Origin of the sequence: Kribbella sp. NPDC004875 (assembly GCF_042873375.1) — a bacterium.
GTDB lineage: Bacteria > Actinomycetota > Actinomycetes > Propionibacteriales > Kribbellaceae > Kribbella.
On the sequence record NZ_JBIALI010000003.1, the window covers coordinates 753,956 to 775,830 of the forward strand.

The 21,875-nt window shown below is 69.1% G+C and carries 17 protein-coding genes; 13 read left to right on the forward strand and 4 right to left on the reverse strand.

Annotated elements, in window-relative coordinates; all coding sequences use genetic code 11:
• The first annotated feature begins 18 nt into the window (after nucleotides 1–18).
• Together ACFYRH_RS20795 and ACFYRH_RS20800 are read left to right on the forward strand one after the other, a co-directional pair.
• Nucleotides 19–843: a MerR family transcriptional regulator gene (locus ACFYRH_RS20795; RefSeq protein WP_387777364.1), complete on the forward strand. Its 825-nt coding sequence runs from the start codon at nucleotides 19–21 to the stop codon at nucleotides 841–843.
• Nucleotides 843–1,709: a transglutaminase domain-containing protein gene (locus ACFYRH_RS20800; RefSeq protein WP_387777367.1), complete on the forward strand. Its 867-nt coding sequence runs from the start codon at nucleotides 843–845 to the stop codon at nucleotides 1,707–1,709. The genes ACFYRH_RS20795 and ACFYRH_RS20800 overlap by 1 nt, the downstream gene beginning before the upstream one ends.
• Before the next feature lie 254 nt (nucleotides 1,710–1,963).
• Here the strand turns inward: ACFYRH_RS20800 and glgP are convergent, their stop codons facing one another.
• Entirely contained in the window at nucleotides 1,964–4,558 is a 2,595-nt protein-coding gene (gene glgP, locus ACFYRH_RS20805) for an alpha-glucan family phosphorylase (protein WP_387777370.1), read from the reverse strand.
• A 201-nt stretch (nucleotides 4,559–4,759) separates the two neighbouring features.
• Here glgP and ACFYRH_RS20810 point away from each other — a divergent pair, with 201 nt between their 5' ends.
• Both ACFYRH_RS20810 and ACFYRH_RS20815 read left to right on the forward strand, forming a co-directional pair.
• The gene (locus ACFYRH_RS20810; protein ID WP_387777373.1) at nucleotides 4,760–6,748 is read left to right on the forward strand and encodes an alpha-1,4-glucan--maltose-1-phosphate maltosyltransferase; all 1,989 of its coding nucleotides are present in this window, start codon (nucleotides 4,760–4,762) and stop codon (nucleotides 6,746–6,748) included.
• Nucleotides 6,749–6,942: 194 nt separating this feature from the next.
• Nucleotides 6,943–7,146, forward strand: coding sequence for a hypothetical protein (locus ACFYRH_RS20815; protein WP_387778319.1), 204 nt, complete (start codon nucleotides 6,943–6,945; stop codon nucleotides 7,144–7,146).
• Nucleotides 7,147–7,321: 175 nt separating this feature from the next.
• Here the strand turns inward: ACFYRH_RS20815 and ACFYRH_RS20820 are convergent, their stop codons facing one another.
• Both ACFYRH_RS20820 and ACFYRH_RS20825 read right to left on the reverse strand, forming a co-directional pair.
• Nucleotides 7,322–8,473: a threonine synthase gene (locus ACFYRH_RS20820; protein WP_387777376.1), complete on the reverse strand. Its 1,152-nt coding sequence runs from the start codon at nucleotides 8,471–8,473 to the stop codon at nucleotides 7,322–7,324.
• A gap of 11 nt (nucleotides 8,474–8,484) precedes the next feature.
• The gene (locus ACFYRH_RS20825; RefSeq protein WP_387777379.1) at nucleotides 8,485–9,099 is read right to left on the reverse strand and encodes a winged helix-turn-helix domain-containing protein; all 615 of its coding nucleotides are present in this window, start codon (nucleotides 9,097–9,099) and stop codon (nucleotides 8,485–8,487) included.
• Between the two features lie 299 nt (nucleotides 9,100–9,398).
• Between ACFYRH_RS20825 and ACFYRH_RS20830 the strand changes: the two genes are divergently transcribed.
• The 3 genes from ACFYRH_RS20830 to ACFYRH_RS20840 all read left to right on the forward strand — a co-directional run bounded on the left by ACFYRH_RS20830 (nucleotide 9,399) and on the right by ACFYRH_RS20840 (nucleotide 15,002).
• Nucleotides 9,399–13,772 (forward strand): S8 family serine peptidase, encoded by a 4,374-nt coding sequence (locus ACFYRH_RS20830; protein WP_387777382.1) that lies wholly within the window; start codon nucleotides 9,399–9,401, stop codon nucleotides 13,770–13,772.
• 182 nt (nucleotides 13,773–13,954) lie between these two features.
• Nucleotides 13,955–14,506, forward strand: a complete 552-nt coding sequence (locus ACFYRH_RS20835) for a type IV toxin-antitoxin system AbiEi family antitoxin domain-containing protein (protein ID WP_387777385.1) — start codon at nucleotides 13,955–13,957, stop codon at nucleotides 14,504–14,506.
• Entirely contained in the window at nucleotides 14,436–15,002 is a 567-nt protein-coding gene (locus tag ACFYRH_RS20840) for a hypothetical protein (protein ID WP_387777388.1), read from the forward strand. Before ACFYRH_RS20835 ends, ACFYRH_RS20840 begins: the two co-directional genes overlap by 71 nt.
• A gap of 12 nt (nucleotides 15,003–15,014) precedes the next feature.
• On the opposite strand, the gene ACFYRH_RS20845 is transcribed toward ACFYRH_RS20840, so the two are convergent.
• Nucleotides 15,015–15,650: a winged helix-turn-helix domain-containing protein gene (locus ACFYRH_RS20845; protein ID WP_387777391.1), complete on the reverse strand. Its 636-nt coding sequence runs from the start codon at nucleotides 15,648–15,650 to the stop codon at nucleotides 15,015–15,017.
• A 229-nt stretch (nucleotides 15,651–15,879) separates the two neighbouring features.
• On the opposite strand from ACFYRH_RS20845, the gene ACFYRH_RS20850 reads away from it, so the two are divergent.
• From ACFYRH_RS20850 to ACFYRH_RS20875, 6 genes are all read left to right on the forward strand, one after another.
• The gene (locus tag ACFYRH_RS20850; RefSeq protein WP_387777394.1) at nucleotides 15,880–17,019 is read left to right on the forward strand and encodes an OmpA family protein; all 1,140 of its coding nucleotides are present in this window, start codon (nucleotides 15,880–15,882) and stop codon (nucleotides 17,017–17,019) included.
• A gap of 249 nt (nucleotides 17,020–17,268) precedes the next feature.
• Nucleotides 17,269–17,898, forward strand: coding sequence for a hypothetical protein (locus ACFYRH_RS20855; RefSeq protein WP_387777397.1), 630 nt, complete (start codon nucleotides 17,269–17,271; stop codon nucleotides 17,896–17,898).
• A 15-nt stretch (nucleotides 17,899–17,913) separates the two neighbouring features.
• Nucleotides 17,914–18,123, forward strand: coding sequence for a type II toxin-antitoxin system HicB family antitoxin (locus ACFYRH_RS20860; RefSeq protein ID WP_387777400.1), 210 nt, complete (start codon nucleotides 17,914–17,916; stop codon nucleotides 18,121–18,123).
• A 111-nt stretch (nucleotides 18,124–18,234) separates the two neighbouring features.
• On the forward strand, nucleotides 18,235–18,450 hold the full coding sequence (locus ACFYRH_RS20865; RefSeq protein WP_387777403.1) for a hypothetical protein: 216 nt from the start codon (nucleotides 18,235–18,237) through the stop codon (nucleotides 18,448–18,450).
• 285 nt (nucleotides 18,451–18,735) lie between these two features.
• Nucleotides 18,736–20,457 (forward strand): maltose alpha-D-glucosyltransferase, encoded by a 1,722-nt coding sequence (treS, locus tag ACFYRH_RS20870; protein ID WP_387777406.1) that lies wholly within the window; start codon nucleotides 18,736–18,738, stop codon nucleotides 20,455–20,457.
• Complete coding sequence (locus tag ACFYRH_RS20875; protein ID WP_387777409.1) at nucleotides 20,458–21,870, forward strand: aminoglycoside phosphotransferase; 1,413 nt, start codon at nucleotides 20,458–20,460, stop codon at nucleotides 21,868–21,870.
• The last annotated feature ends 5 nt before the right edge of the window (nucleotides 21,871–21,875 follow it).

The window sequence follows — 21,875 nt, forward strand, 5'->3', positions numbered from 1 at the left end:
AGAGGGTTTGATGGGCGCGTGTTGACGATCAGTGAGTTCGGGAAGCGGGCCGGGCTCTCGCACAAGGCGTTGCGGTTGTACGACGTATCGGGGTTGCTCGCGCCGGCTCAGGTCGATCCGGCGAACGGGTACCGGTTCTACGACGAGGCGCAGCTGGAGCGGGCGCGGCGGATCAGCGTGCTGCGCCAGCTCGACATGCCGCTGACCACGATCGCCGAGGTACTGGCAGGCACGGACGAGGAAGGGCTGATCCGGCTCGACCGTTGGTGGGCCGCCGAGGAGGCGACCACCGCGGCACGCCGGTCCACCCTCGACTACCTCCGGGACCGCATGTCCCGATCCGGTACGTCGGGACTCGCGCCACGCCCGGTGCTGACGCGCGACGTACCGGCGACGAAGATCGCATCGATCCGGACCGACACCAACCAGCAGACGCTGGTCGGGATCATCGTGACGTGCACCGACGAGATCACGACGTACCTGCGGGCCGCCGGGGCGACCGCGGACACGGGTTCCTGGGTGATCTACCACGGCGCCGTCACGCCCGAGGGTGAGGCGACGGTCGAGGTGTGCGTTCCGTTCGACGGGCTGGTGGACCCGTCCGGGCGGATCGGGATCCGGGTCGAGCCGGCCCATCGCGAGGCGTACTGCACGCTCTCGATGAACGAATGCGCCTACCCGCGGATCATGCTCGCCTACGACCTGGTCTTCGACTGGGCCCGGGCCGCCGGTCTCCCCGACGCGGGTCCGCCGCGCGAGGTGTACCGCCCGGACTGTCAGCTCATCCCCCGCGACGAACCGGCGATGGACGTCGCCCTGCCCATTCTCGAGAGGAAGCCCTGATGGACTACACACTGCAGACCCGGTTCAGCGATCCCGGCGTCCATGCGGCGCTGTTCGACGCCCTGCCGGACGACATCCCGGCGATCGCCGCCGTGGTGCGGAACCTGCTGATCCACTACCGCGGCGGCGGCATCGAGTTCACCGGCGAACGACTGGCTGAGATCGACAACCGCTACGTCACGGCGATCCTGGACACGGACCAGAAGCGCAACGGTACGGCGCTCGCCGTACCGCGGGAACCGGTCGACCACGTGGTCGGCTGCTGCCGGGACTACACCTTGCTGTTCGTGTCGATCCTGCGGCACAAGGGGATCCCGGCGCGCAGCCGGGTCGGCTTCGGGAACTACTTCGCCGAGGGCTTCGACCACGATCACGTCGTCGCGGAGTACTGGAACGGCGACCGATGGGTGATGATCGACGCCGAGCTGGACCCGGCCGACCCGCAGCGGACCTTCGACGTCGCGGACATGCCGGCCGGGCCGTTCCGGTCGGCGGCCGAGGTCTGGCTGGGATACCGGTCCGGTGAGCTCGACGCGGACAAGTTCGGTGCCGACCCGAACCCGGATGCGCCCCTGCGGCTGCACGGCGGCTGGTTCGTCCGTAACTACGTCTGCTACCAGTTGGCGCACCTGAACGGCGACGAACTGCTGCTGTGGGACAACTGGGGCGCGATGTCCGACAAGCTGGACGGCGACCTCGACCTGATCGACCGGATCGCCGAGCTGATGGTTGCCTCCGACAACGGAGACGAGACGGCGACCAAGGAGGTCAACGACCTCTACCGGACCGACGAGCGACTGACCTTCGCCGGCCGCTCCTTCGTCACCTCCCCCGCCGGCGGCCCGTTCGCCTGGCTGGACGTGTAGTCGCGGTTCGCGGAACATTTTCGCCGCCGGGCGCCACATTGTTTCCGAAGATCAGCCGCCGAACCCGTGCCGGAGGGCATCGAAGACTGGCTCGACGTGGGCGCGATGGTCGGCCGCCAACTCGTCCGCGGGCGCGTGGGTCGACTGCCACCTCCGCCTGCCCCGCGGCGGTTGCGCGCGCCCCGACGTACCGGAAGGAGCAAAACGCCCCCGCCTGGTGAGGCAGGCGGGGGCGTGTCTTTTCTGGGGGTGGCTCAGAACTCCGAGCCGGCGGGAAGGTCGGGGGACTCCGGGTCCTCGGGGTCGGACGGGCCGGCGGCGAGGCCGAGTTCGGCGGCGCTGGCGAGGCCGGTGTGGTTCGGGACGACGCGGACGGTGTAGCCGAACGGGCCGGTACGGTCCAGCTTCAGTTCGCCCTCGTACCGGTGCCGGTTGCCCTCGTAGGTCTCCGCCAGCGCCAGCGACGCGCGGACCGGGTCCGTGATCTCGTCGTTGGTGTCGACGCGCCCGTGCAGGACCTCGACGCAGATGTCCGACGGCGCCAGGTCACCGAGCGCGGCGAAGGCCCGGATCCCGACCGTCGTACCGAGCTGCGGTACGTCGCCCAGACCCTGCAGCTCCACGTGGTCGACGCGGATCTGCGGCCACGCGGCGCGGACCTTGTGCTTCCACGCGGCCAGCTCGCGAGCACCCTCGTACGTCGAGTTCAGCGACCGCGACGACTGCGCCGCCGGCGCGTACAGCTGCTCGACGTAGTCCTTCACCATCCGGGTCGCGAGCACCTTCGGCCCGAGCTCCTTGATGGTGTGCCGGAGCATCTCGATCCAGCGGCCCGGCACCTCACCGTCGTAGAACCGCGGCGCGACCTGCTTCTCGATCAGGTCGTACATCGCGTGCGCCTCGAGGTCGTCACGCCGGTCGGTGTCCTCGATCCCTTCGGCCGACGGGATCGGCCAGCCGAACTCGTCGTCGTACCACTCGTCCCACCAGCCGTCGCGGATGGACAGGTTCAGCGCACCGTTCAGCGCGGCCTTCATGCCGGACGTGCCGCACGCCTCGTACGGACGCAGCGGGTTGTTCAGCCAGACGTCGCACCCGGGGTACATCGGCTGCGCGAGCGCGATGTCGTAGTCGGGCACGAACACGATCCGGTGCCGGACCTCCGGGTCGTCGGCGAACCGCACCATCTCCTGGATGAGCTTCTTGCCACCCTCGTCGTGCGGGTGCGCCTTACCGGCGATGACGATCTGCACCGGACGCTGCGGGTGCAGCAGCAGCGCCTTCAGCCGCTCCGGGTCGCGCAGCATCAGCGTCAGCCGCTTGTACGACGGAACGCGCCGCGCGAACCCCATCGTCAGCACGTCCGGGTCCAGGATCGAGTCGACCCAGCCGAGCTCGGCGTCGCTGGCCCCGCGGTTCAGCCAGGACTGCCGGACTCGCGCCCGGGTGTCGTCGATGAACCGCTGCCGGAGCAGCCGCTTGGTCTCCCAGATCTGCGCGTCGGTGGTCTTGTCCAGACCCTCGAACACCGAGTCGCCGTCGGCGGTGTAGTTCGCGTAGGTGAGGTCGTGGATCTCCCGCGCCACCCAGGTCGGCGCGTGCACGCCGTTGGTGATCGAGGTGATCGGGACGTCGATCGAGTCGAAGCTCGGCCACAGCCCGGCGAACATCCCGCGGCTGACCACGCCGTGCAGCTTGGACACGCCGTTGGCGCGCTGCGCCAGCCGCAGACCCATGATCGCCATGTTGAACAGCGCCGGGTCGCCGCCCTCGAAGTCCTCGGCACCGAGCTCGAGGATCCGGTCGATCGGGACCTCCGGGCCGAACACGTCCGGCGAGAAGTGCTGCTGGATCAGCTCGACCGGGAACCGGTCGATACCGGCCGGCACCGGGGTGTGCGTGGTGAACACGGTGCCACCGCGGTTGACCTCGAGCGCGGTGTCGAAGTCGAGACCCTTCTCGGCGGCCAGCTCGCGGATCCGCTCGACGCCGAGGAACCCGGCGTGACCCTCGTTGGTGTGGAACACCTCGGGCGCCGCGTGCCCGGTGATCCGGCAGTACGTGCGGACCGCGCGGACACCGCCGACGCCGAGCAGCAGCTCCTGGAGCAGACGGTGCTCGGTCGAACCGCCGTACAGCCGGTCGGTGACCTCGCGCTCGGAGGGCTCGTTCTCCTCGATGTCGGAGTCGAGCATCAGCAGCGGCACCCGGCCGACCTGGGCGACCCAGATCTGCGCGTGCAGCTGCCGGTTCCCGGGCAGGGTCAGCGTCACGGTCGCGGGAGCGTCACCATCCCGCAGCAGGCTGATCGGCAGCCCGTCCGGGTCCACCAGGGGGTAACGCTCCTGCTGCCAGCCCTCGCGGTTCAGCGACTGCGCGAAGTAGCCGTGCCGGTACAGCAGACCGACACCGATCAGCGGGACGCCGAGGTCGCTCGCGGCCTTCAGGTGGTCACCGGCGAGGATGCCGAGACCGCCGGAGTACTGCGGCAGCACATGGGTGATCCCGAATTCCGGGGAGAAGTACGCGACCGCGTCGAGCGGCGAACCGCCCGCGGTCTGGAACCACCGGTCTTCGGTCACGTAGCTGTCCAGGTCGGCTACTGCCAGTTCCAGCCGGCGCAGGAAAGCGTGGTCGTGGGCCAGCTCGTCGAGCCGGGCCGCCGGTACCTCGCCGAGCAGCTTGACCGGGTCACCGCCGGTGCTCCGCCACAACTGCGGGTCGACGGCCTCGAAGACGTCCTGCGTCTCCGGGTGCCAGGCCCAGCGGAGGTTGTTCACCAGGGTGCCCAGACCGGTCAGCGGCTCGGGCAGGACAGGGCGGACGGAGAATCGTCGTATCGCTCGCACCGGGACACCGTACCGGCCCCGGGGGCGGAGAACACCCTTGGCATGCATCGATCTTGCAACGCGAGCAAGATTTTGCAGTGCTGCATGTCACTGACAGGTACTGGGAACCGATAACGTCAGTGCTGTAGACCTCGACCTACGTACCCGTCCGCCGGATCCGCAATCGCGCAGATCACATCAGCCAGGGAGTTCATCCACGCCATGACCGGTCGCATCCCGATCACCGACGTCACCCCCACAGTCGACGCCGGAGCGTATCCGGCGAAGGCGGCGGTCGGCGAGACGTTCACCATCGCGGCCACGGTCTTCCGCGAAGGCCACGACGCGGTGAACGCGAACGTCGTCCTGACCTCGCCGTCGGGACAGACCAGACGGATGCTGATGACGCCGGTCGGCCAGGGCTCCGACCGCTGGACCGTCGACGTGACGCTGCAGGAACAGGGTGCGTGGACGTTCGCGGTCGAGGGCTGGAGCGACCCGTACGGGACCTGGCGGCACAACGCCGAGATCAAGGTGCCGGCCGGGATCGACGTCGACCTGATGTTCGCCGAGGGCGCCGCGTTCTTCGACCGTGCGGCCGCCGGCGTACCGCCCGCCGTCCGGGCGGACCGCGCGACGCTGAGCGATGCCGCGCACGCCCTGGCGAACGGCGCGCTGCCACCGGAGGCACGGCTGGCCGCGGGCATCTCCCCGCAGGTACGGTCAGCCCTCGGCCGGTACCCGGTGCGCGAGCTGATCACCTCGTCGGAGACGTACCCGGTATGGGTCGACCGGACCCGCGCGCTGTACGGCAGCTGGTACGAGTTCTTCCCGCGCTCCGAGGGCGCGGAGTACGACGAACAAGCCGGTGCGTGGAAGTCCGGCACGTTCCGGACCGCGGCGAACCGGCTCGAGGCCGTCGCGAAGATGGGCTTCGACATCCTCTACCTGCCGCCGATCCACCCGATCGGCCACTCGTTCCGCAAGGGCCCGAACAACACCCTCGACCCGAAGCCGGGCGACCCGGGTTCGCCGTGGGCGATCGGCTCCGAGGACGGCGGGCACGACGCGATCCACCCCGAGCTCGGCACCTTCGAGGACTTCGAGTACTTCGTCGGCCGGGCCCGCGAGGTGGGTCTCGAGATCGCCATCGACCTGGCCCTGCAGGCCTCGCCGGACCACCCGTGGGTCAAGGAGCACCCGAAGTGGTTCTCGGTCCGCGCCGACGGCTCGATCGCGTACGCCGAGAACCCGCCGAAGAAGTACCAGGACATCTACCCGATCAACTTCGACAACGACCCCGAAGGCATCTACGCCGAGGTGCTGCGGATCGTCCGGCTGTGGATCTCCAAGGGCGTCACGGTGTTCCGGGTCGACAACCCGCACACCAAGCCGGTGAACTTCTGGGAGTACCTGCTCGGCGAGATCCGCAAGACCGACCCGGACGTGGTGTTCCTGTCCGAGGCGTTCACCCGGCGGCCGATGATGCGCGAGCTGGCGAAGGTCGGGTTCCACCAGTCGTACACGTACTTCACCTGGCGCAACGAGAAGTGGGAACTCGAGGAGTACCTGCAGGAGCTCACCCAGGAGAGCGCGCACTACCTGCGGCCGAATTTCTTCGTGAACACCCCGGACATCCTCACGGCGTACCTGCAGTACGGCGGACCGGGCGCGTTCAAGATCCGCGCCGCGATCGCGTCCACGTCTTCGCCTGCCTGGGGTGTGTACGCCGGGTACGAGCTGTTCGAGCACGTCGCGCTGCGGCCCGGCTCGGAGGAGTACCTGGACACCGAGAAGTTCCAGCTCCGCCCGCGCGACTGGGCCGCCGCCGAGGCCGAGGGGCGCTCGCTGGCGCCGTACCTGACGCTGCTGAACAACATCCGCCGCCGGCACCCGTCGCTGCAGCAGCTGCGCAACCTCAGCCTGCACTCCGTCGACGACGAGGCGATCATGTGCTTCTCGAAGCGCTCGACCGCACCGGACGGCCACACCGACACCGTGATCGTGGTCGTGAACACCGACCCGCACTCGGTCCGCGAGTCGATGGTGCACCTCGACATGGCCGCCCTCGGCATGCGCCCCGAGGACACCTTCACCGTCTACGACGAGATCAGCGGCGCCACCTGGCGCTGGGGCCAGAGCAACTACATCAAACTCGACCCCAACGCCGAACCAGCCCACATCCTCGCCGTCCGCCGCGGCCAAGCCTGACACCCGCGCGAGGAGCGCCCGGCACGCTACGCCGGTCAACTCCCCCGCGCGAGCGACGGAAGCGGCACGCACGCTACGCCGGTCAACTCCCCGGCGCGGGCGACGCCCGCGCGAGCAACAGCACCCGTTCCTGCGGGCGCCACGCGCGGGGACTCGCGGAGGCTCGGACAGGTTCTGGGGAGTGAGGACGGGTAATAACCTGTGCGCAGTCCCCGCGAAGGGTCCTCAGTCACCGCGCTCGCTCAACCTCGGGACACACCCAGAAGATCGTCGAGCACCCCGAAGTCGGCGACATCGCCGTCGACTCCAACGTCCTCACCACCCAGAACACCAACCTCCGCATCATCGTGGACACCCCACGCGACGCCGAAGCCAGGAGCAAACTGGCCCTCCTTTGAACCATCGGCCTCCAACACACGACCGCCGCCACCTGACCCAGCCACCTGCCCCCCACCTGACACGTCGCGTGGGTGTGCACAGGATCTGGTGGGGGAAACCCCGAAATAACCTGTTCAAGGTCCCCGACACGAGGGCCCGGTCCCGGGAGCAAGCCGCGCCGGGGCAGCTGCGGCGTCAGAGCGGGACGGTTTCCGGGTACTTGAGGCCGGCGCCGGTGTTGAGCGCGATCACCTGGTCGTCGGCGCTGATCCAGCCGGACTCGCGCAGCCGGCGGATGGCGGCGAAGTTGGCGGCGCCTTCCGGGCAGATGAAGGTGCCTTCGGCGCGTGCGACGTTGTGGAGTTCGGTGAGGATGTCGGCGTCGTCGACCGCGATCGCGCAGCCGCCGGTCTCCGCGATCGCCTGCAGCACCAGGAAGTCGCCGAGCGCCTTGGGAACGGTGATGCCGAAGGCCACGGTCTGCGCATCCACCCAGGGCTCGCTCTCCGGCAGGCCCTTCTCCCACGCGCGGACGATCGGCGCGCAGCCGGTGGACTGCACCGCGACCAGCCGCGGCAGCGGGCCCTCGATCCAGCCGAGGTCGCGGAGTTCGTTCAGCGCCTTCCAGATCCCGATGATGCCGACGCCGCCACCGGTCGGGTACACGATCACGTCGGGCAGCTGCCAGTTCAGCTGCTCGGCGATCTCCAGGCCCATCGTCTTCTTGCCCTCGATCCGGTACGGCTCCTTCAGCGTCGACGCGTCGAAGTACCCGGCCTGCGAGCGGATGTACGCCGCCGCGTCGCCGATCAGCCCGTCGATCAGCTGCAGCCGCGCCCCGACCGCGGTCACCTCGCGCCGGCAGATCTCGGGCGCCGCGATCGGCATCGCGATCAGCGCCTCCATTCCGGCCCGGGCCGCGTACGCCGCCCACGCGGAGCCGGCGTTCCCGTTCGTCGGCATCGCGATCCGCCGGACCCCGACCTCGTACGCGCGAGACACCCCGACGGCCGCACCGCGGGCCTTGAACGTCCCGGTCGGGATCAGCCCCTCGTCCTTCATCAGCAGCCGGTCGACACCGAGCTCGGCGCCGTACCGCGGCATCGGCAGCAGCGGGGTCATCCCCTCCCCCAGCGTCACCACGTTCTCCGGCGACCGCACCGGCAGCAGCTCGTGGTACCGCCACAGGTCCGGCGGTCGCGCGGCCACCTCCGCCTTCGTCACCTCGGGTACGCCGTAGCGCGCGAGCAACGGTGATCCGCAGGGACACAGGCCGATGATCTGGTCGGCGTCGTGGGTGGCTCCACAACGAGGGCACTCGAGATGGCTCAGCGCAGAGAAGGTCACATCCGGAGAAACTACCCCGCGCGCAGATCGGTGATCGCCGGGCGCTGGCGATCGGTGAGCCGGAAGCCGATCCCGCGGACGGCGTCGATGGTGACCGTCGTACCGAGCTCGTCGAGTTTGCGGCGCAAACGTTTGACGACCGAGTGCACGTCGGCGGTGCCGCGGACGTTCCGGTCCCGCCAGACGGTCTGGTGCAGGGCGTCGTACGACCAGACACGGAGCGGGACCGACATCAGCCGGGTGAGCAGGTCCTGCTCGAGGTCGGTCAGCGGGATCTCCCGGTCCTGCCACCGGGCGACCGAGCGGCCGCGGTCGATCGCGAGTACGTCGGCCCCGGGGTCGTCGCCCGCGGCGGGTGCCTGGACCGTGGCGGCGTCGACCGCGTCGGGCTCCGACGGATCGGGTTGCCCGGGAGCGGCCGGTGGTGGCTGGTGGGCGGGAACCAGCAGCTTGCGCAGTTCGTCGAGGTTGGAGACCAGCAGCAACGGGGCGACGTCGTCGACGAGTTCGGCCAGCTGGACGCGTTGCTCAGCCGAGGCCGCGACCGCGATCAGGAGCGGGAACGACTCACGTCCGGTGCTGGTCAGATCGACGTCCGCAGGGGCGGGGACACGGGCGGTGACCATCTGATCACGATGTCAACATCTGCCTCGGATCGTCAACGGAATGCCAACGTTTGCCCACATTGCCTCGATCGGCGCGACAGCTAGTCACATCTTGCTCACCAACTGTGCTTGTTACCACGTTGTTCTGACACATAAGGTCCACGTCAGGCTCGCGGTGTCACATGCCGCAGCCCGGGGGGCACGCAGTGTGTTCACGCCCTCCTGCAGCAGATGACTCGGGGGAGTCGACTCGGGGTCGTTTCAAGTGAGGGGCTGCAGAGATGTCAGATCAACGACGAAGGGGACGCACCAGATCACTGGTGAGTGCCCTGGCGGCAGTAGCCGTCGTCGCCACCGGGATGGCCGCCGCCGGCCAGGCCCAGGCGACTCCACCCACCAAACCCGAAGCCACGCCGTCGCCGGCCGCCAAGATCAAGCCGGAACTGATGGCGAAACTGGACGGCAAGGACGCCAAGGCCGCGACGGACTACTGGGTCCGCTTCGGCGCCAAGGCCGACCTGACCGCCGCGAGCAAGATCACCAACTGGAACGAGCGCGGTACGGCGGTCGCCGCCGCGCTGAAGAAGGCCGCCGCGGACAGCCAGGCGAAGATCCGCGCCGACCTGGACGCGCAACACGTGAAATACCAGGCGTTCTGGGGCACGAACGCGATCCGTATCGAGAGCGGATCGCTGGCGCTGGCCCAGGACCTGGCCACCCACAGCGAGGTCGAAGGCCTGTACGCGCCGGTGCAGATCGAGGTACCGAAGGTCACGCCCGGCCAGCAGGAGAAGGCGATCCAGTCCGTCGAGTGGGGCGTCGCGAACATCAAGGCGAACCAGGTCTGGTCGCAGTACGGCGACAAGGGCGAGGGCATCGTCGTCGCCAGCATCGACACCGGTGTGCAGTACGACCACCCGGCGCTGGTCAACCAGTACCGCGGTAACAACGGTGACGGCACCTTCAACCACAACTACAACTGGTTCGACGCGGCCGGCACCTCGCCGAACGCACCGTCCGACGGCAACGGCCACGGCACCCACACGATGGGCACCATGGTCGGCGACGACGGCGCGGGCAACCAGATCGGTGTCGCCCCGGGCGTGAAGTGGATCGCCGCGAACGGCTGCTGCCCGAGCGACGCCGCGCTGATCTCGTCCGGCCAGTGGATGCTCGAGCCGACCGACCTCCAGGGTCAGAACCCGGACGCGAGCAAGCGCCCGAACGTCATCAACAACTCCTGGGGCTCCACGCTGCCGTCGAACGACCCGTTCATGGAGGACATCACCCTGGCCTGGACCGCGTCCGGGATCTTCGGTGCGTTCGCCAACGGCAACAGCGGCTCGGCCTGTCAGAGCTCCGGTTCGCCGGGCAGCCTGACCAGCAACTACTCGGCCGGCGCCTACGACATCAACAACAACATCGCGTCGTTCTCCGGCCGCGGTGCGGGTCAGGACGGCACCATCAAGCCGAACATCTCGGCCCCCGGTGTCAACGTCCGGTCCAGCCTGCCGGGCAACACCTACGGCGCGTTCAACGGTACGTCGATGGCGACGCCACACCTGACGGCCACCGTGGCCCTGTTGTGGTCCGCCTCGCCGGCGCTGAAGGGTGACGTGGCCGCCACCCGCGCGCTGCTGAACCAGACCGCGATCGACACGCCGGACAGCCAGTGCGGCGGCACCGACGCGAACAACAACGTCTTCGGCCAGGGCCGCCTGGACGCGCTGGCGCTGGTGGGCGCCGCGCCGATCGGCGACACCGGCACGCTGTCCGGCACCGTCACCGCCGCCACCGGTGGCGCCGCGCTCGCCGGCGCCAGCGTGACGATCAAGGCCGCCGGTCAGCCCGACAAGACGCTGACCACCAGCAGCAACGGCACGTTCTCGTCGGTGCTCCCGGCCGGCGACTACGACCTGACGGTCGCGTCCTTCGGGTACAAGACCGCCACAGCCACCGCGACCATCACGACCGGTCAGACCACCACCAAGAACTTCGCTCTGGAGAGCACTCCGCAGGTGAGCGTCGGTGGCACCGTCACGGACGGTTCCGGCCACGGCTGGCCGCTGTACGCGAAGGTGTCTGTCGAGGGTCCGGGTGGCGTGTTCGACTACACCACGCCGAGCAACGGCCGCTACAGCCTGAAGGTGCCGTCCGGTGCGGCGTACTCGCTCAAGGTCGAGTCGAAGTACCCGGGCTACACGACGGTCAGCCAGCCGATCACGGTCGGCAGCAGCAACCTGACCAAGAACATCGCCGTCCCGGCCGACGCGAACTCGTGCACCACCGCGCCCGGTTACAAGTGGGGTTCGGACGGCGTCTACGAGACCTTCGACTCCGGTGCCGCGCCGAGCGGCTGGACCGTGGTCGACGGTAAGGGCAACGGTCAGGTCTGGAAGTTCGACGACCCGGGCAACCGGGGCAACCTGTCCGGCGGCAGCGGCAAGTTCGCGATCGTGGACAGCGACAGGTACGGCGGCAGCGGGTCGCAGGACACGTCGCTGGTCAGCCCGGTCGTGGACCTGAGCTCGGTGACCGCTCCGGTGATCCGGTTCAACCAGGACCTGAACTACCTCAGCGGTGAGAAGGCCGACGTCGACCTGTCGATCGACGGTGGCGCCACCTGGAGCACCGTGGCCGCCCAGGCCGCCGACCTCCGGGGTGTCAAGGAGATCGCCATTCCGCAGGCGGCCGGTCAGTCCGCGGTCCAGGTGCGGTTCCACTACTACGACGCGTCGTACGAGTGGTGGTGGCAGGTCGACAACGTCCTGATCGGCAGCCAGGTCACCTGTGAGCCGACCGGCGGCGGCATCGTCGTCGGCAACGTCAAGGACGCCAACACGAACGGTTTCGTGAACGGTGCGGTCGTCACCCATGACGGCACCACCGAGAGCGCGACCACCGTGGCGACGCCCGAGGACACCGGTCTGAACGACGGCTTCTACTGGCTGTACTCGTCCACGGACGGCAACCAGGGCTTCACCGCCAAGGCCGGCAACTACGTCAGCTCGACCGCGACCGTCGGGGTCGAGGCGGACTGGACCACGACCGCCGACTACACCCTGAAGGCCGGTCAGCTGACCGTCACGCCGGGCAGCATCTCCGGCAGCCTGAAGCTCCCGTCGGGCAAGGTCACCAAGTCGTTCACCGTCAAGAACACCGGCGGCGCCGACGTCGACGTGAAGTTCGGTGAGAAGGACAGCGGTTTCGTCCTGGAGAACGCGAACGGCACCAAGACCACCAAGGCCGAGGTGGAGAACGGGGCCGGTGCCCCGCTGCAGCGGCTCGCGGTGAATACCTCGTTCGCCCGGATGCTGTCCGGCAAGACCGGCGCCGCGCCGGTCGCCGCGAAGCCGCAGGCGGCTCCGTGGACCGACATCGCCGACTACCCGGCCACCGTGATGGACAACCGGGTCGTCAGCCTCGAGGGCAAGACCTACTCGATTGCCGGTGGCAACGGTAGTGCGTCGACCGGGAACAGCTACGTGTACGACCCGGCCACGCTCGCCTGGACCGCGATCGCCCCGCTGCCCGGCGCCCGCAACGCGATCACCGTGGGTGTCGTCGGCGGCAAGATCATCGCCAGCTCCGGCTGGGGCGCCTCCGGCCCGGCGGCGGAGACCTGGGGCTACGACCCGGCCACCAACGCCTGGTCCGCATTGGCCGCCAACCCGGCCCCGCGGGCCGCGGCCGGCCAGGCCGTGCTCGACGGCAAGCTGTACGCCGTCGGCGGGTGCACCACCGCCAACTGCACGCCGATGAGCAACACGGTCGTCCGCTACGACCCGACGGCCAACGCGTGGGAGACGCTGGCGAACTACCCGAAGTCGGTCGCGTTCGCGTCCTGCGGTGCCATCGACGGCAAGCTGTACTGCGCCGGCGGTAACGACGGCACGAACTCGCTGAAGAACGCGTACGTCTACGACCCGGGAGCGGACTCCTGGACCGCGATCGCGGACGCTCCGGCCGACCACTGGGCGGCGTCGTACGCCGTCGCGGGTGGCAAGCTGCTGATCGTCGGCGGTGTCCAGGCCGGTGCGGTCACCAACGCCGGGTTCGCGTACGACCCGTCGGCGGAGACCTGGTCCGCGCTGCCGAACGCCAACCTGCCGCGGTACCGCGGTGGCGCGGCGTGTGGCTTCTACAAGATCGGTGGCTCGTCCGGCAGCTTCAACGCGACCGCGGACAGTGAGGCCCTGCCGGGTCTCGAGGACTGCACCGAGTCGTCGGCCGACGTGAGCTGGCTGTCGCTCGACCAGACCGAGGCCACCCTGGCCCCGGGACAGTCGACGACCGTCAAGGTGACGCTGAACGCCAGCGTCGACCAGCCGGGGACGTACACCGGTGCCGTGACGATCGGCGAGAACACGCCGTACTCCGTCCCGGCCGTCGGGGTGACGATGAACGTCACGCCGCCGACCACCTGGAGCAAGCTGATGGGCACCGTCACGGGCGTCAGCTCGGCCGGCGCCTCGGCCCCGCTCCCGGGCGCGATCGTCGAGGTGGACTCGTGGGCGCAGTCCTACACGTTCATCACCGACAAGGACGGCAAGTACGCGTACTGGCTCGACCGTCGCAACAACCCGCTCACCCTGATCGCCGCGAAGGACGGCTACAAGCCCCAGACCCGCACCACCAAGCTGGTCGCCGGTACCCCCGTCACCGAAGACTTCGCCCTGAAGTCGATCAAGTAACCAAGTAACGAAGCTCGGCCCCGGACCGCTCTCGGTCCGGGGCCGAGCCCTTTGTTCGGGGAGGTCTGTGCACCTGGAACGACATGCAGGACTCCCCGTTTGTCGCGGGGTTGTCCACAGGCGCGAAGTCGGCGTACGGCGGGGGCGCGGAACGGTGCATGTTCTTGGGTGTGGAAAGGAGCATGCATGAGCTGCTTGCGAGACAAGAGGGAGCGTTCAGCCGGGGACAGGCCCGGGCGTGGGGGATCTCGGATCGATCGCTAGCCGTGCGGTGCCGGGCCGGGCGGATCCAGCGGGTGTATCGAGGCGCGTACGCCGACTTCTCGGGCCCGGTGCCGTGGGAGACACGGGTGTGGGCCGCGTGGCTCGCCTACGGTCCCGATGCCGCACTCGCAGGCGAGACCGCACTCCGCCACCACGGGATCGCTCCCGCTTGGGGCGGTGTAACTCGGGGCGATGTGGCTCGGAGTGGCGGGGGTGGGGTGGGGCGGGGGGACGTAGTTTGGCTGGAGGTGCCGCATGGGCGGCGGGTGCGGGGTGAGAGTGGTGTTGTGATTACCCGGGCGCGGGGGTTCGCGCAGCGGGTGGTCGCGTCGCGGGAGCCGCCGATCGTGCGGGTCGAGGTTGCCGTGTTGACGGTTGCGAGCCGGCGGGCGACGCCAGATGGCGCGGCTGCGCTGGTGCTCGACGTCTGCCGACAGCGTCGTACGACCCCCCGCCCGGCTGCTGAGTGAACTGGACAGGCTGCATCGCCTGCCGCGGCGCGGTCTGCTGGCGGAGGTACTACGTGATGCCGCCGAGGGCACGGAGTCGTTCCTGGAGCTCGTGTACTTGCGGCGGGTCGAGCGGGCGCACGGGCTTCCGATCGCGCGCCGACAGGTTCGCGTGGCCGGCGAACGCGGCGTCGTTTACCGCGACACGGAGTACGACTACAACCTGATCGTCGAGCTGGACGGGCGCGCCGGGCACGAGGACGCCCGTTCCCGGTGGCGTGACATGACGAGGGACAACGCCGCGCTGCTGGCGGACAAGGCGACGCTCCGGTTCGGCTATCAGATCGTGAGCGACCCCTGCGCCGCCGCGATCCAGGTCGCGACGGTTCTCCGTTCCCGAGGCTGGCCCGCCTCCCCCACACCTTGCTCCCCCAGCTGCCCGGTTGGTTTGGGGAGTTCTGTGCACCTGAATCGACCAGCAGAATTCCCCGGTCCCGGTAGGCGGAAGGAGAGTTAGGCGGAAGGGGAGTTAGGCGGGGAGGAGGTGGAAACCTACGCCGCGGACGGCGTGGATGGTGACGGTGGCGCCGAGGTGGGTGAGTTTTTGGCGGAGGCGCTTGACGACCGAGTGGATGTGGGAACCGTGGCCGAGGTGTTCGTTGCCCCAGACGGCGTGGTGCAGGCGCTGATAGGTCCAGACCCGGCCAGGTTCCGCGACCAGGCAGTGCAGGAAGTCGTGCTCCAGCCTGGTGAGTGGCATCTCGCGGTCCTTCCAGCGGACGACGCGGCGGTCCACGTCCAGCTGCAACTCCCCCACCGGCTCCGGCGCAGCTCCCGAGGCCGCAGCTCCGGACACCGCAGTTTCCGGCGCTCCCGCACTCGACATCGCAGCTGTCGAGACAGCGGTTGTCGAGACCGTCGTTGTCGAGACTGCTGGGACTGCCTTGATCTTGGTAGCGCGGTCGGCGGTCTGCAGCATGCTGACGGACGGGCTGGGTGCCACGCTCACGCCGGTCAGCTCGAGAAACGCGCGTGCCTGGTCGGCGCTCGACACCAGCAACAGTGCGTCGGCCTCGCCGAGCAGGCGGGCCAGGTGCACCCGTTCGGCCGTGGACGCGGCCACGCCGATGATCAATGACGAATCGGACGACCTCTCCAGCGACATCACAGCAAGCCCCTCCCAGTCGAAACCGGCCCGCCACAAGTACGGTTCACGGCACGAACTAAGTCAAGGGATTCCACGCGCCCCCGGCTGGCACATATGCGTCCTGTCCGAGACAGGACAGGAAAACCCGGACGAAGATCGCGACGCTCCCGCGACAGGTGTGCGCTCAACCTGCGCGGCGGAGTAGTCTCCTCGCGCACGCCACTCTGACCGCATCCACGGAGGAACAGTGCCCGGTCTGGTTCGGCGGCCACTCGTCATCTGGTTGCTCGCCGCACTCGCAGTACCTGTGCTGCTGACCGCTGTGCTGGTTCCGGCGCGGGCCGGCACCACCGAGGACGACCTGCGCGACCGCACTCTGGCCGCCCTGCAGGCGCGCGGCATCGAGAGCCGTTCGGTCGACTTCGACGGCCGCGACGCCAGGGTCGCCCTCCCGCCGGGAGTGGATCCGGGCAAGGTCCGCGAGATCGTCGCCGGCGTGGACGGCGTGCGCTCGGTCCAGATCGTGAACGGCTTGTCCGGTGCGGCGACCGGCGGCACTCCGACGGCATCGGCATCCACCGCACCGACCGAGTCGACCCCGCCGATCACTCCGTCGACGGTGCCCGTCGAACAGTCCGACGTACCGCCGTTCGAGGTCGGGCGGACGAACCAGGCGATCCGGGTGCAGGCCCCGGTGCGGAGCCAGGCGGTCAAGGACGCGATCGCCGCCGAGGTCGACCAGGTGCGTGGCGAGGACCGTGAGTACGACGACCGTACGACGATCGACCCGGCCAACGGGATCGCCGACGCATCGGCCGTGTCCGCGCTGCTCCGGGCGCTCGCGATCGGCACCGGCGACGCCTCGGTCCGGTACGACGGCGACACCATCACGTTGTCCGGCCAGGTGCCCGACCAAGCGACGAAGGCGACGGTCGGACGGGCCGCGGCGAAGGCCGTCCCGGGCGCGGTGGTAGCGGACCAGCTCAAGCTGCCGACGCCGCCGAAGGCCGCGGTGAGCGAGCCGTGCCGCACGTTCCCGAGCCGTCTGGCCGAGTTCAGCCGGCAGTACAAGATCAACTTCCTGTCCGGTACGTCGATCGTCAACGACGCCTCGAAGCCGTCCGTGATCCGGGCGGCCGCACTCCTCAAGTCCTGTACGACGGCACGCGTCGAACTCGCCGGTCACACCGACGACCTGGGTTCGTCGGCCACCAGCCTGCCGCTGTCCGAGCGCCGGGCGGCCGCGGTGAAGACGCAACTCGTCAAGCTCGGTGTCAGCGCCGACCGCCTCCTCGCGAACGGGTACGGCGAATCCTTCCCGATCGCGTCCAACTCCACCGGCACCGGCCGGATCGCCAACCGCCGCGTCGAAATCCGCCCCCGCTGACACCGGCCACGAGACCGACCGAGGCGTTGATGCCTGTGCTGTATCGGATTCCGCCGGGTTGGAGTGCGGTGACGGTGCACAACGGAGTAGGGTCACGGACTGTCGAGATCGGTGGTCCACAGCTTTCGTAGGGGATTACATGAGTTGGCTGATCGCACAGGTCTGGATCCTGCTGCTGGTCGCGTTCGTCCTCGGCAGCGCGGCCGCCTGGCTGGTGCACCGGCTCCGGCCGTCGGGTGGCGTTCGCTGATGGGCTGGCTGCTGCGGGACAACTGGCTCGGGGCCCTGCTCGCGTTCCTCATCGGTGCGGCGATCACGTGGGTCCTGCTGGACCGGCGCCGGCCTGCAACTGCTCTCGTCCCTGCCGCGGTGGTGGAGGAGCAGGAGAAGGAGCCGGTCCCCGTCGGTGTGGCGACCGTCGAGGAGCGACGCGCCGAGCCGGTCTTCTCCCGGCCGATGGAGCCGATGGAGCCGCCGCAGGCGTCCGAACCCGTGCAGTTCGCCGAGCCGATGGAGCCGGCGCAGTCGATGGAGCCGACGCAGTCGATGGAGCCGGCGCAGTCGGTGCAGCCGATGGAGCCGACGTTGTTCGACGTCGAGCCGGATGCGACACCGCCGCGGAGCCGGCCCGGCATCCCGGCCGTGGCCGCCCCCGGACGCTACGGTGAGGGGTCGGCCGACGCGGTACCGCACCAGGGTCCGCCGGACGGGTTCACCATCAAGGGCAACGCCCAGTCGATGCTGTTCCACACCCCCGACTCGCCGTACTACGGCCGGACCAAACCCGAGGTCTGGTTCCGTAGCGAGGCCGACGCCGAACGCGCCGGCTTCACGAAGTACGTCCGCCGGCCCCGCAAGGCCGCCGATCCCCGCGACTGATCTCCAGGAGACGCCGTGCGCCATCAGCTTCACGTCCCGTACGTCGTCGAGCAGGACGACGACGGCATCTGGACCGCCGAGGCGGCCCTCACGCCGGACTCGTTCCTGCACGCCAACGGCCGGACCCGCGAGGCGGCCCTCGAGGATCTCCGGGAGGCGATCCTCGAAGCCGTGAACGACGCGGGGCTGCCCGAACAACTGGTCGTCGACGTGGAGATTCCGTAGCCGTTCTGACCCCGGCGCGGACCTACGATCGCGACGAGAGCGTGCAGTCCGCAAGGAGGCCGAACAGGTGGGCGTTCCCGAACAGGTCGTCGTGACCGTCGAGGTGGCGTGATGGCGGGCGAGGTGTCCGAACCCGCCGACCGGCCGGAACCGGTGGAGCCGACCAGGATCATCATGCCCGGCGAGGAACACACCGATCCGCGTGCGGGCGTCGCGGACGCGCGCGGCGCCGTACTGCGCCGTCCGCGGTCCTGGCGCGGTCGCGGCGGGGTGCGCAGACCGGGGTCGGCCGAGCGGCAGAACAACGGCCGCGAACCGCGCAACTGAGCGACCTGACCGGGTCCGAAGCTGCTCGGGAACGCGGGTGCGGATCCATCCGCGAGCCCCATTTGCTTGTACTGGCAAAGGGCCGTCAGACTGTGCGGAACGCCTTGCGGAACCGTCCACCGACGGCGTCACCACAGCACCGGAGTCGCTCCGGATTCGTGCACTGCCTCCCCTTTTAGGTACGCCGTAACGGGGTACGGGAACCAGTGCACGCCCGGGCGGGTCCACACACCGTCGTCACGTCGTGGCGGCAAGCCGTAGTACCGCTAGGTTTGGAGACACCCGATGGAGGTGAGCGTGACCGACATGCTGCCGGAGCAGCACCACGGACTGACGAAGAGTGACCCGCTGTGGTTCAAGCGGGCCGTCTTCTACGAGGTCCTCGTGCGGTCCTTCAAGGACTCGAACGCCGACGGCATCGGCGACCTGCAGGGCCTGACCGAGAAACTCGACTATCTCGAATGGCTCGGGGTCGACTGTCTCTGGTTGCCGCCGTTCTATCCGTCGCCGCTGCGCGACGGCGGCTACGACATCTCGCACTACACCGAGGTGATGCCGGAGATCGGCACGGTCGCGGACTTCGCCCAGTTCCTGGAGCAGGCGCACGCGCGCGGCATCCGGGTGATCGTCGACTTCGTGATGAACCACACCTCCGACCAGCACCCCTGGTTCCAGGCGTCGCGGGAGGACCCCGAGGGCCCGTACGGCGACTTCTACGTGTGGTCCGACACCGACGACAAGTACGCCGACGCGCGGATCATCTTCGTCGACACCGAGTCCTCGAACTGGACCTGGGACCCGGTCCGCGGCCAGTACTTCTGGCACCGGTTCTACTCGAACCAGCCCGACCTGAACTTCGAGAACCCGGCCGTCGGCGACGCGATGATCGAGGCGCTGAAGTTCTGGCTCGACCTCGGCGTCGACGGTTTCCGGCTGGACGCGGTGCCGTACCTGTTCGAGACCGACGGCACGAACTGCGAGAACCTGCCCCGGACCCACGAGTTCCTGAAGCGGGTCCGCAAGGAGGTGGACGCGAACTACGAGGACCGCGTCCTGCTCTGCGAGGCGAACCAGTGGCCGGCCGACGTGGTCGAGTACTTCGGCGACCGCGACTCGGGCGGCGACGAGTGCCAGATGGCGTTCCACTTCCCGGTGATGCCGCGCATCTTCATGGGGGTACGCCGGGAGTCGCGGTTCCCGATCTCGGAGATCCTGGCGCAGACGCCGGCGATCCCGGACACCTGCCAGTGGGGCATCTTCCTGCGCAACCACGACGAGCTGACGCTCGAGATGGTCAGCGACGAGGACCGCGACTACATGTGGGGCGAGTACGCGCAGGACCCGCGGATGAAGGCGAACATCGGCATCCGCCGCCGGCTCGCACCGCTGCTGGACAACGACGTCAACAAGATGGAGTTGTTCACCGCGATGCTGCTCAGCCTGCCCGGCTCCCCGATCCTGTACTACGGCGACGAGATCGGCATGGGCGACAACATCTGGCTGGGCGACCGGGACGGCGTCCGGACCCCGATGCAGTGGTCCCCGGACCGCAACGCCTCGTTCTCCACCGCGACTCCGGGCAAGCTCAGCCTGCCGGTGATCATGGACCCGGTCTACGGCTACCAGGCGGTGAACGTCGAGGCCGAGATGGAGAACGCCTCCTCGCTGCTGCACTGGACCCGGCGGATGATCCAGACCCGTAAGCAGCACCCCTGCTTCGGGATGGGTACCTTCACGGACCTGGGCGGCTCCAACCCGAGCGTGCTGTCCTACGTCCGGGAGTTCGGCGACGACGTCGTGCTGTGCGTCAACAACCTGTCCCGGTTCCCGCAGCCGATCGAGCTGGACCTGCGGCAGTGGCAGGGCGTCGAGCCGATCGAGTTGCTCGGCGGCGTGCACTTCCCGACCATCGGCGAGTTGCCTTACCTTCTGACCCTCGGTGCCCACGGTTTCTACTGGTTCCGGCTGCCGGTGGCGAAGCCGGAAGACCACGAGGAGAGCATTTAAGTGACTTCCCATCTGGACCAGGTCCAGTCCTTCTGTGCGAGCCAGAGGTGGTTCGGCGAGAAGGGACACGACGTCCACGTCGAAGCCATGGCCACCTCGGTCTGGCTGTCGGACGAGGACGCCTGGCCCGCGGTCCGGATCGGGTTCGTCTACTGTGCGGGTCCACCCGGGGCGGAGAACCCGATCCGGGTGTACCAGCTGCCGCTCAGCTACCACCCCGCACCGGTCGAGAACCTCGGCCACGCGCTGGTCGGTGAGTGGGTCGAGCCGGATCTCGGCGACACCGAGGTCTGGGTGTACGACGCTCTGCACGACAAGGAGGCGACGCCGCTCTGGCTGGACGGGATCACGCACGGACGGCAACTGGACGGGCTGGAGTTCCACCCGGTGCAGGCGCCGGACCGGACGATCACCGTGCCGGAGGACGCGCAGTCGCTGGTCCTGACCGTGGAGCAGAGCAACACGTCGCTGGTGTTCGGTGACGTGGCGCTGCTGAAGGTGTTCCGCCGGCTCGAGCCCGGGAGCAACCCCGGGGTCGAGATCGAGTCGGCGCTCACCGAGGCCGGCTCCGACCTGGTCCCGGCGGTGCTGGGGTCCGCACGCGGTCGGTGGCCGCGCGCGGGCGGCGGCACCGACTCGGGTGAGCTGGCGATGCTGACCGCGTTCCAGAAGAACGCCACCGACGGCTGGTCGTTCGCGACGTCGTCGGTGCGGGACCTGTACGCCGAGGCGGATCTGCACGCCGAGGAGGTCGGCGGTGACTTCGCCGCCGAGTCGCACCGGCTCGGAGCGAGCACCGCGCAGGTGCACTCGGAGCTGGCGAAGGCGCTCGGCACCGACGTCTGGGAGCCGGCCAAGCTGGTCGAGCACGCGAACGCGATGCGCCGCCGGCTGGACACCGCGGCCGCCGCGATCCCGGAGCTGCAGCCGTACGCCGGTGGTCTGGCGCGGGCGTTCGACGCGCTGGCGGCGTACGGGCAGCCGGTCACGGTGCAGCGGATCCACGGTGACTTCCACCTCGGCCAGGTGCTGCGCACGATCGACGGCTGGAAGCTGATCGACTTCGAGGGCGAGCCGGCCAAGTCGCTGATCGAGCGGCGCGCGCTGGACACCCCGGTGAAGGACATCGCCGGGATGCTGCGCTCGTTCGACTACGCGGCCCGGTCGTTGCTGCAGGACCACGAGGGCGACCAGCAGATCGCGTACCGCGCGGCCGAGTGGGCGACTCGCAACCAGCAGGCCTTCTGCGACGGGTACGCCGAGGTCGCGGGCAGCGATCCGCGGCAGCAGCAGGTGCTGATGAACGCGTTCCTGGCCGACAAGGTCATCTACGAGGTCCTCTACGAGGCCCGCAACCGCCCCACGTGGCTCCAGATCCCCCTCTCCGCAGCAGCCCACCTGGCCGAGCAGTAGTAGGA

Bases quoted from the DNA above. Each gene is read 5' to 3' on its own strand.
- ACFYRH_RS20800 (WP_387777367.1), top strand. From the start codon at position 843: ATGGACTACACACTGCAGACCCGGTTCAGCGATCCCGGCGTCCATGCG.
- ACFYRH_RS20810 (WP_387777373.1), top strand. From the start codon at position 4,760: ATGACCGGTCGCATCCCGATCACCGACGTCACCCCCACAGTCGACGCC.
- ACFYRH_RS20825 (WP_387777379.1), bottom strand. From the start codon at position 9,099: ATGGTCACCGCCCGTGTCCCCGCCCCTGCGGACGTCGATCTGACCAGC.
- ACFYRH_RS20835 (WP_387777385.1), top strand. From the start codon at position 13,955: ATGCATGAGCTGCTTGCGAGACAAGAGGGAGCGTTCAGCCGGGGACAG.
- ACFYRH_RS20840 (WP_387777388.1), top strand. From the start codon at position 14,436: ATGGCGCGGCTGCGCTGGTGCTCGACGTCTGCCGACAGCGTCGTACGA.
- ACFYRH_RS20845 (WP_387777391.1), bottom strand. From the start codon at position 15,650: ATGTCGCTGGAGAGGTCGTCCGATTCGTCATTGATCATCGGCGTGGCC.
- ACFYRH_RS20855 (WP_387777397.1), top strand. From the start codon at position 17,269: ATGGGCTGGCTGCTGCGGGACAACTGGCTCGGGGCCCTGCTCGCGTTC.
- ACFYRH_RS20865 (WP_387777403.1), top strand. From the start codon at position 18,235: ATGGCGGGCGAGGTGTCCGAACCCGCCGACCGGCCGGAACCGGTGGAG.
- treS (WP_387777406.1), top strand. From the start codon at position 18,736: ATGGAGGTGAGCGTGACCGACATGCTGCCGGAGCAGCACCACGGACTG.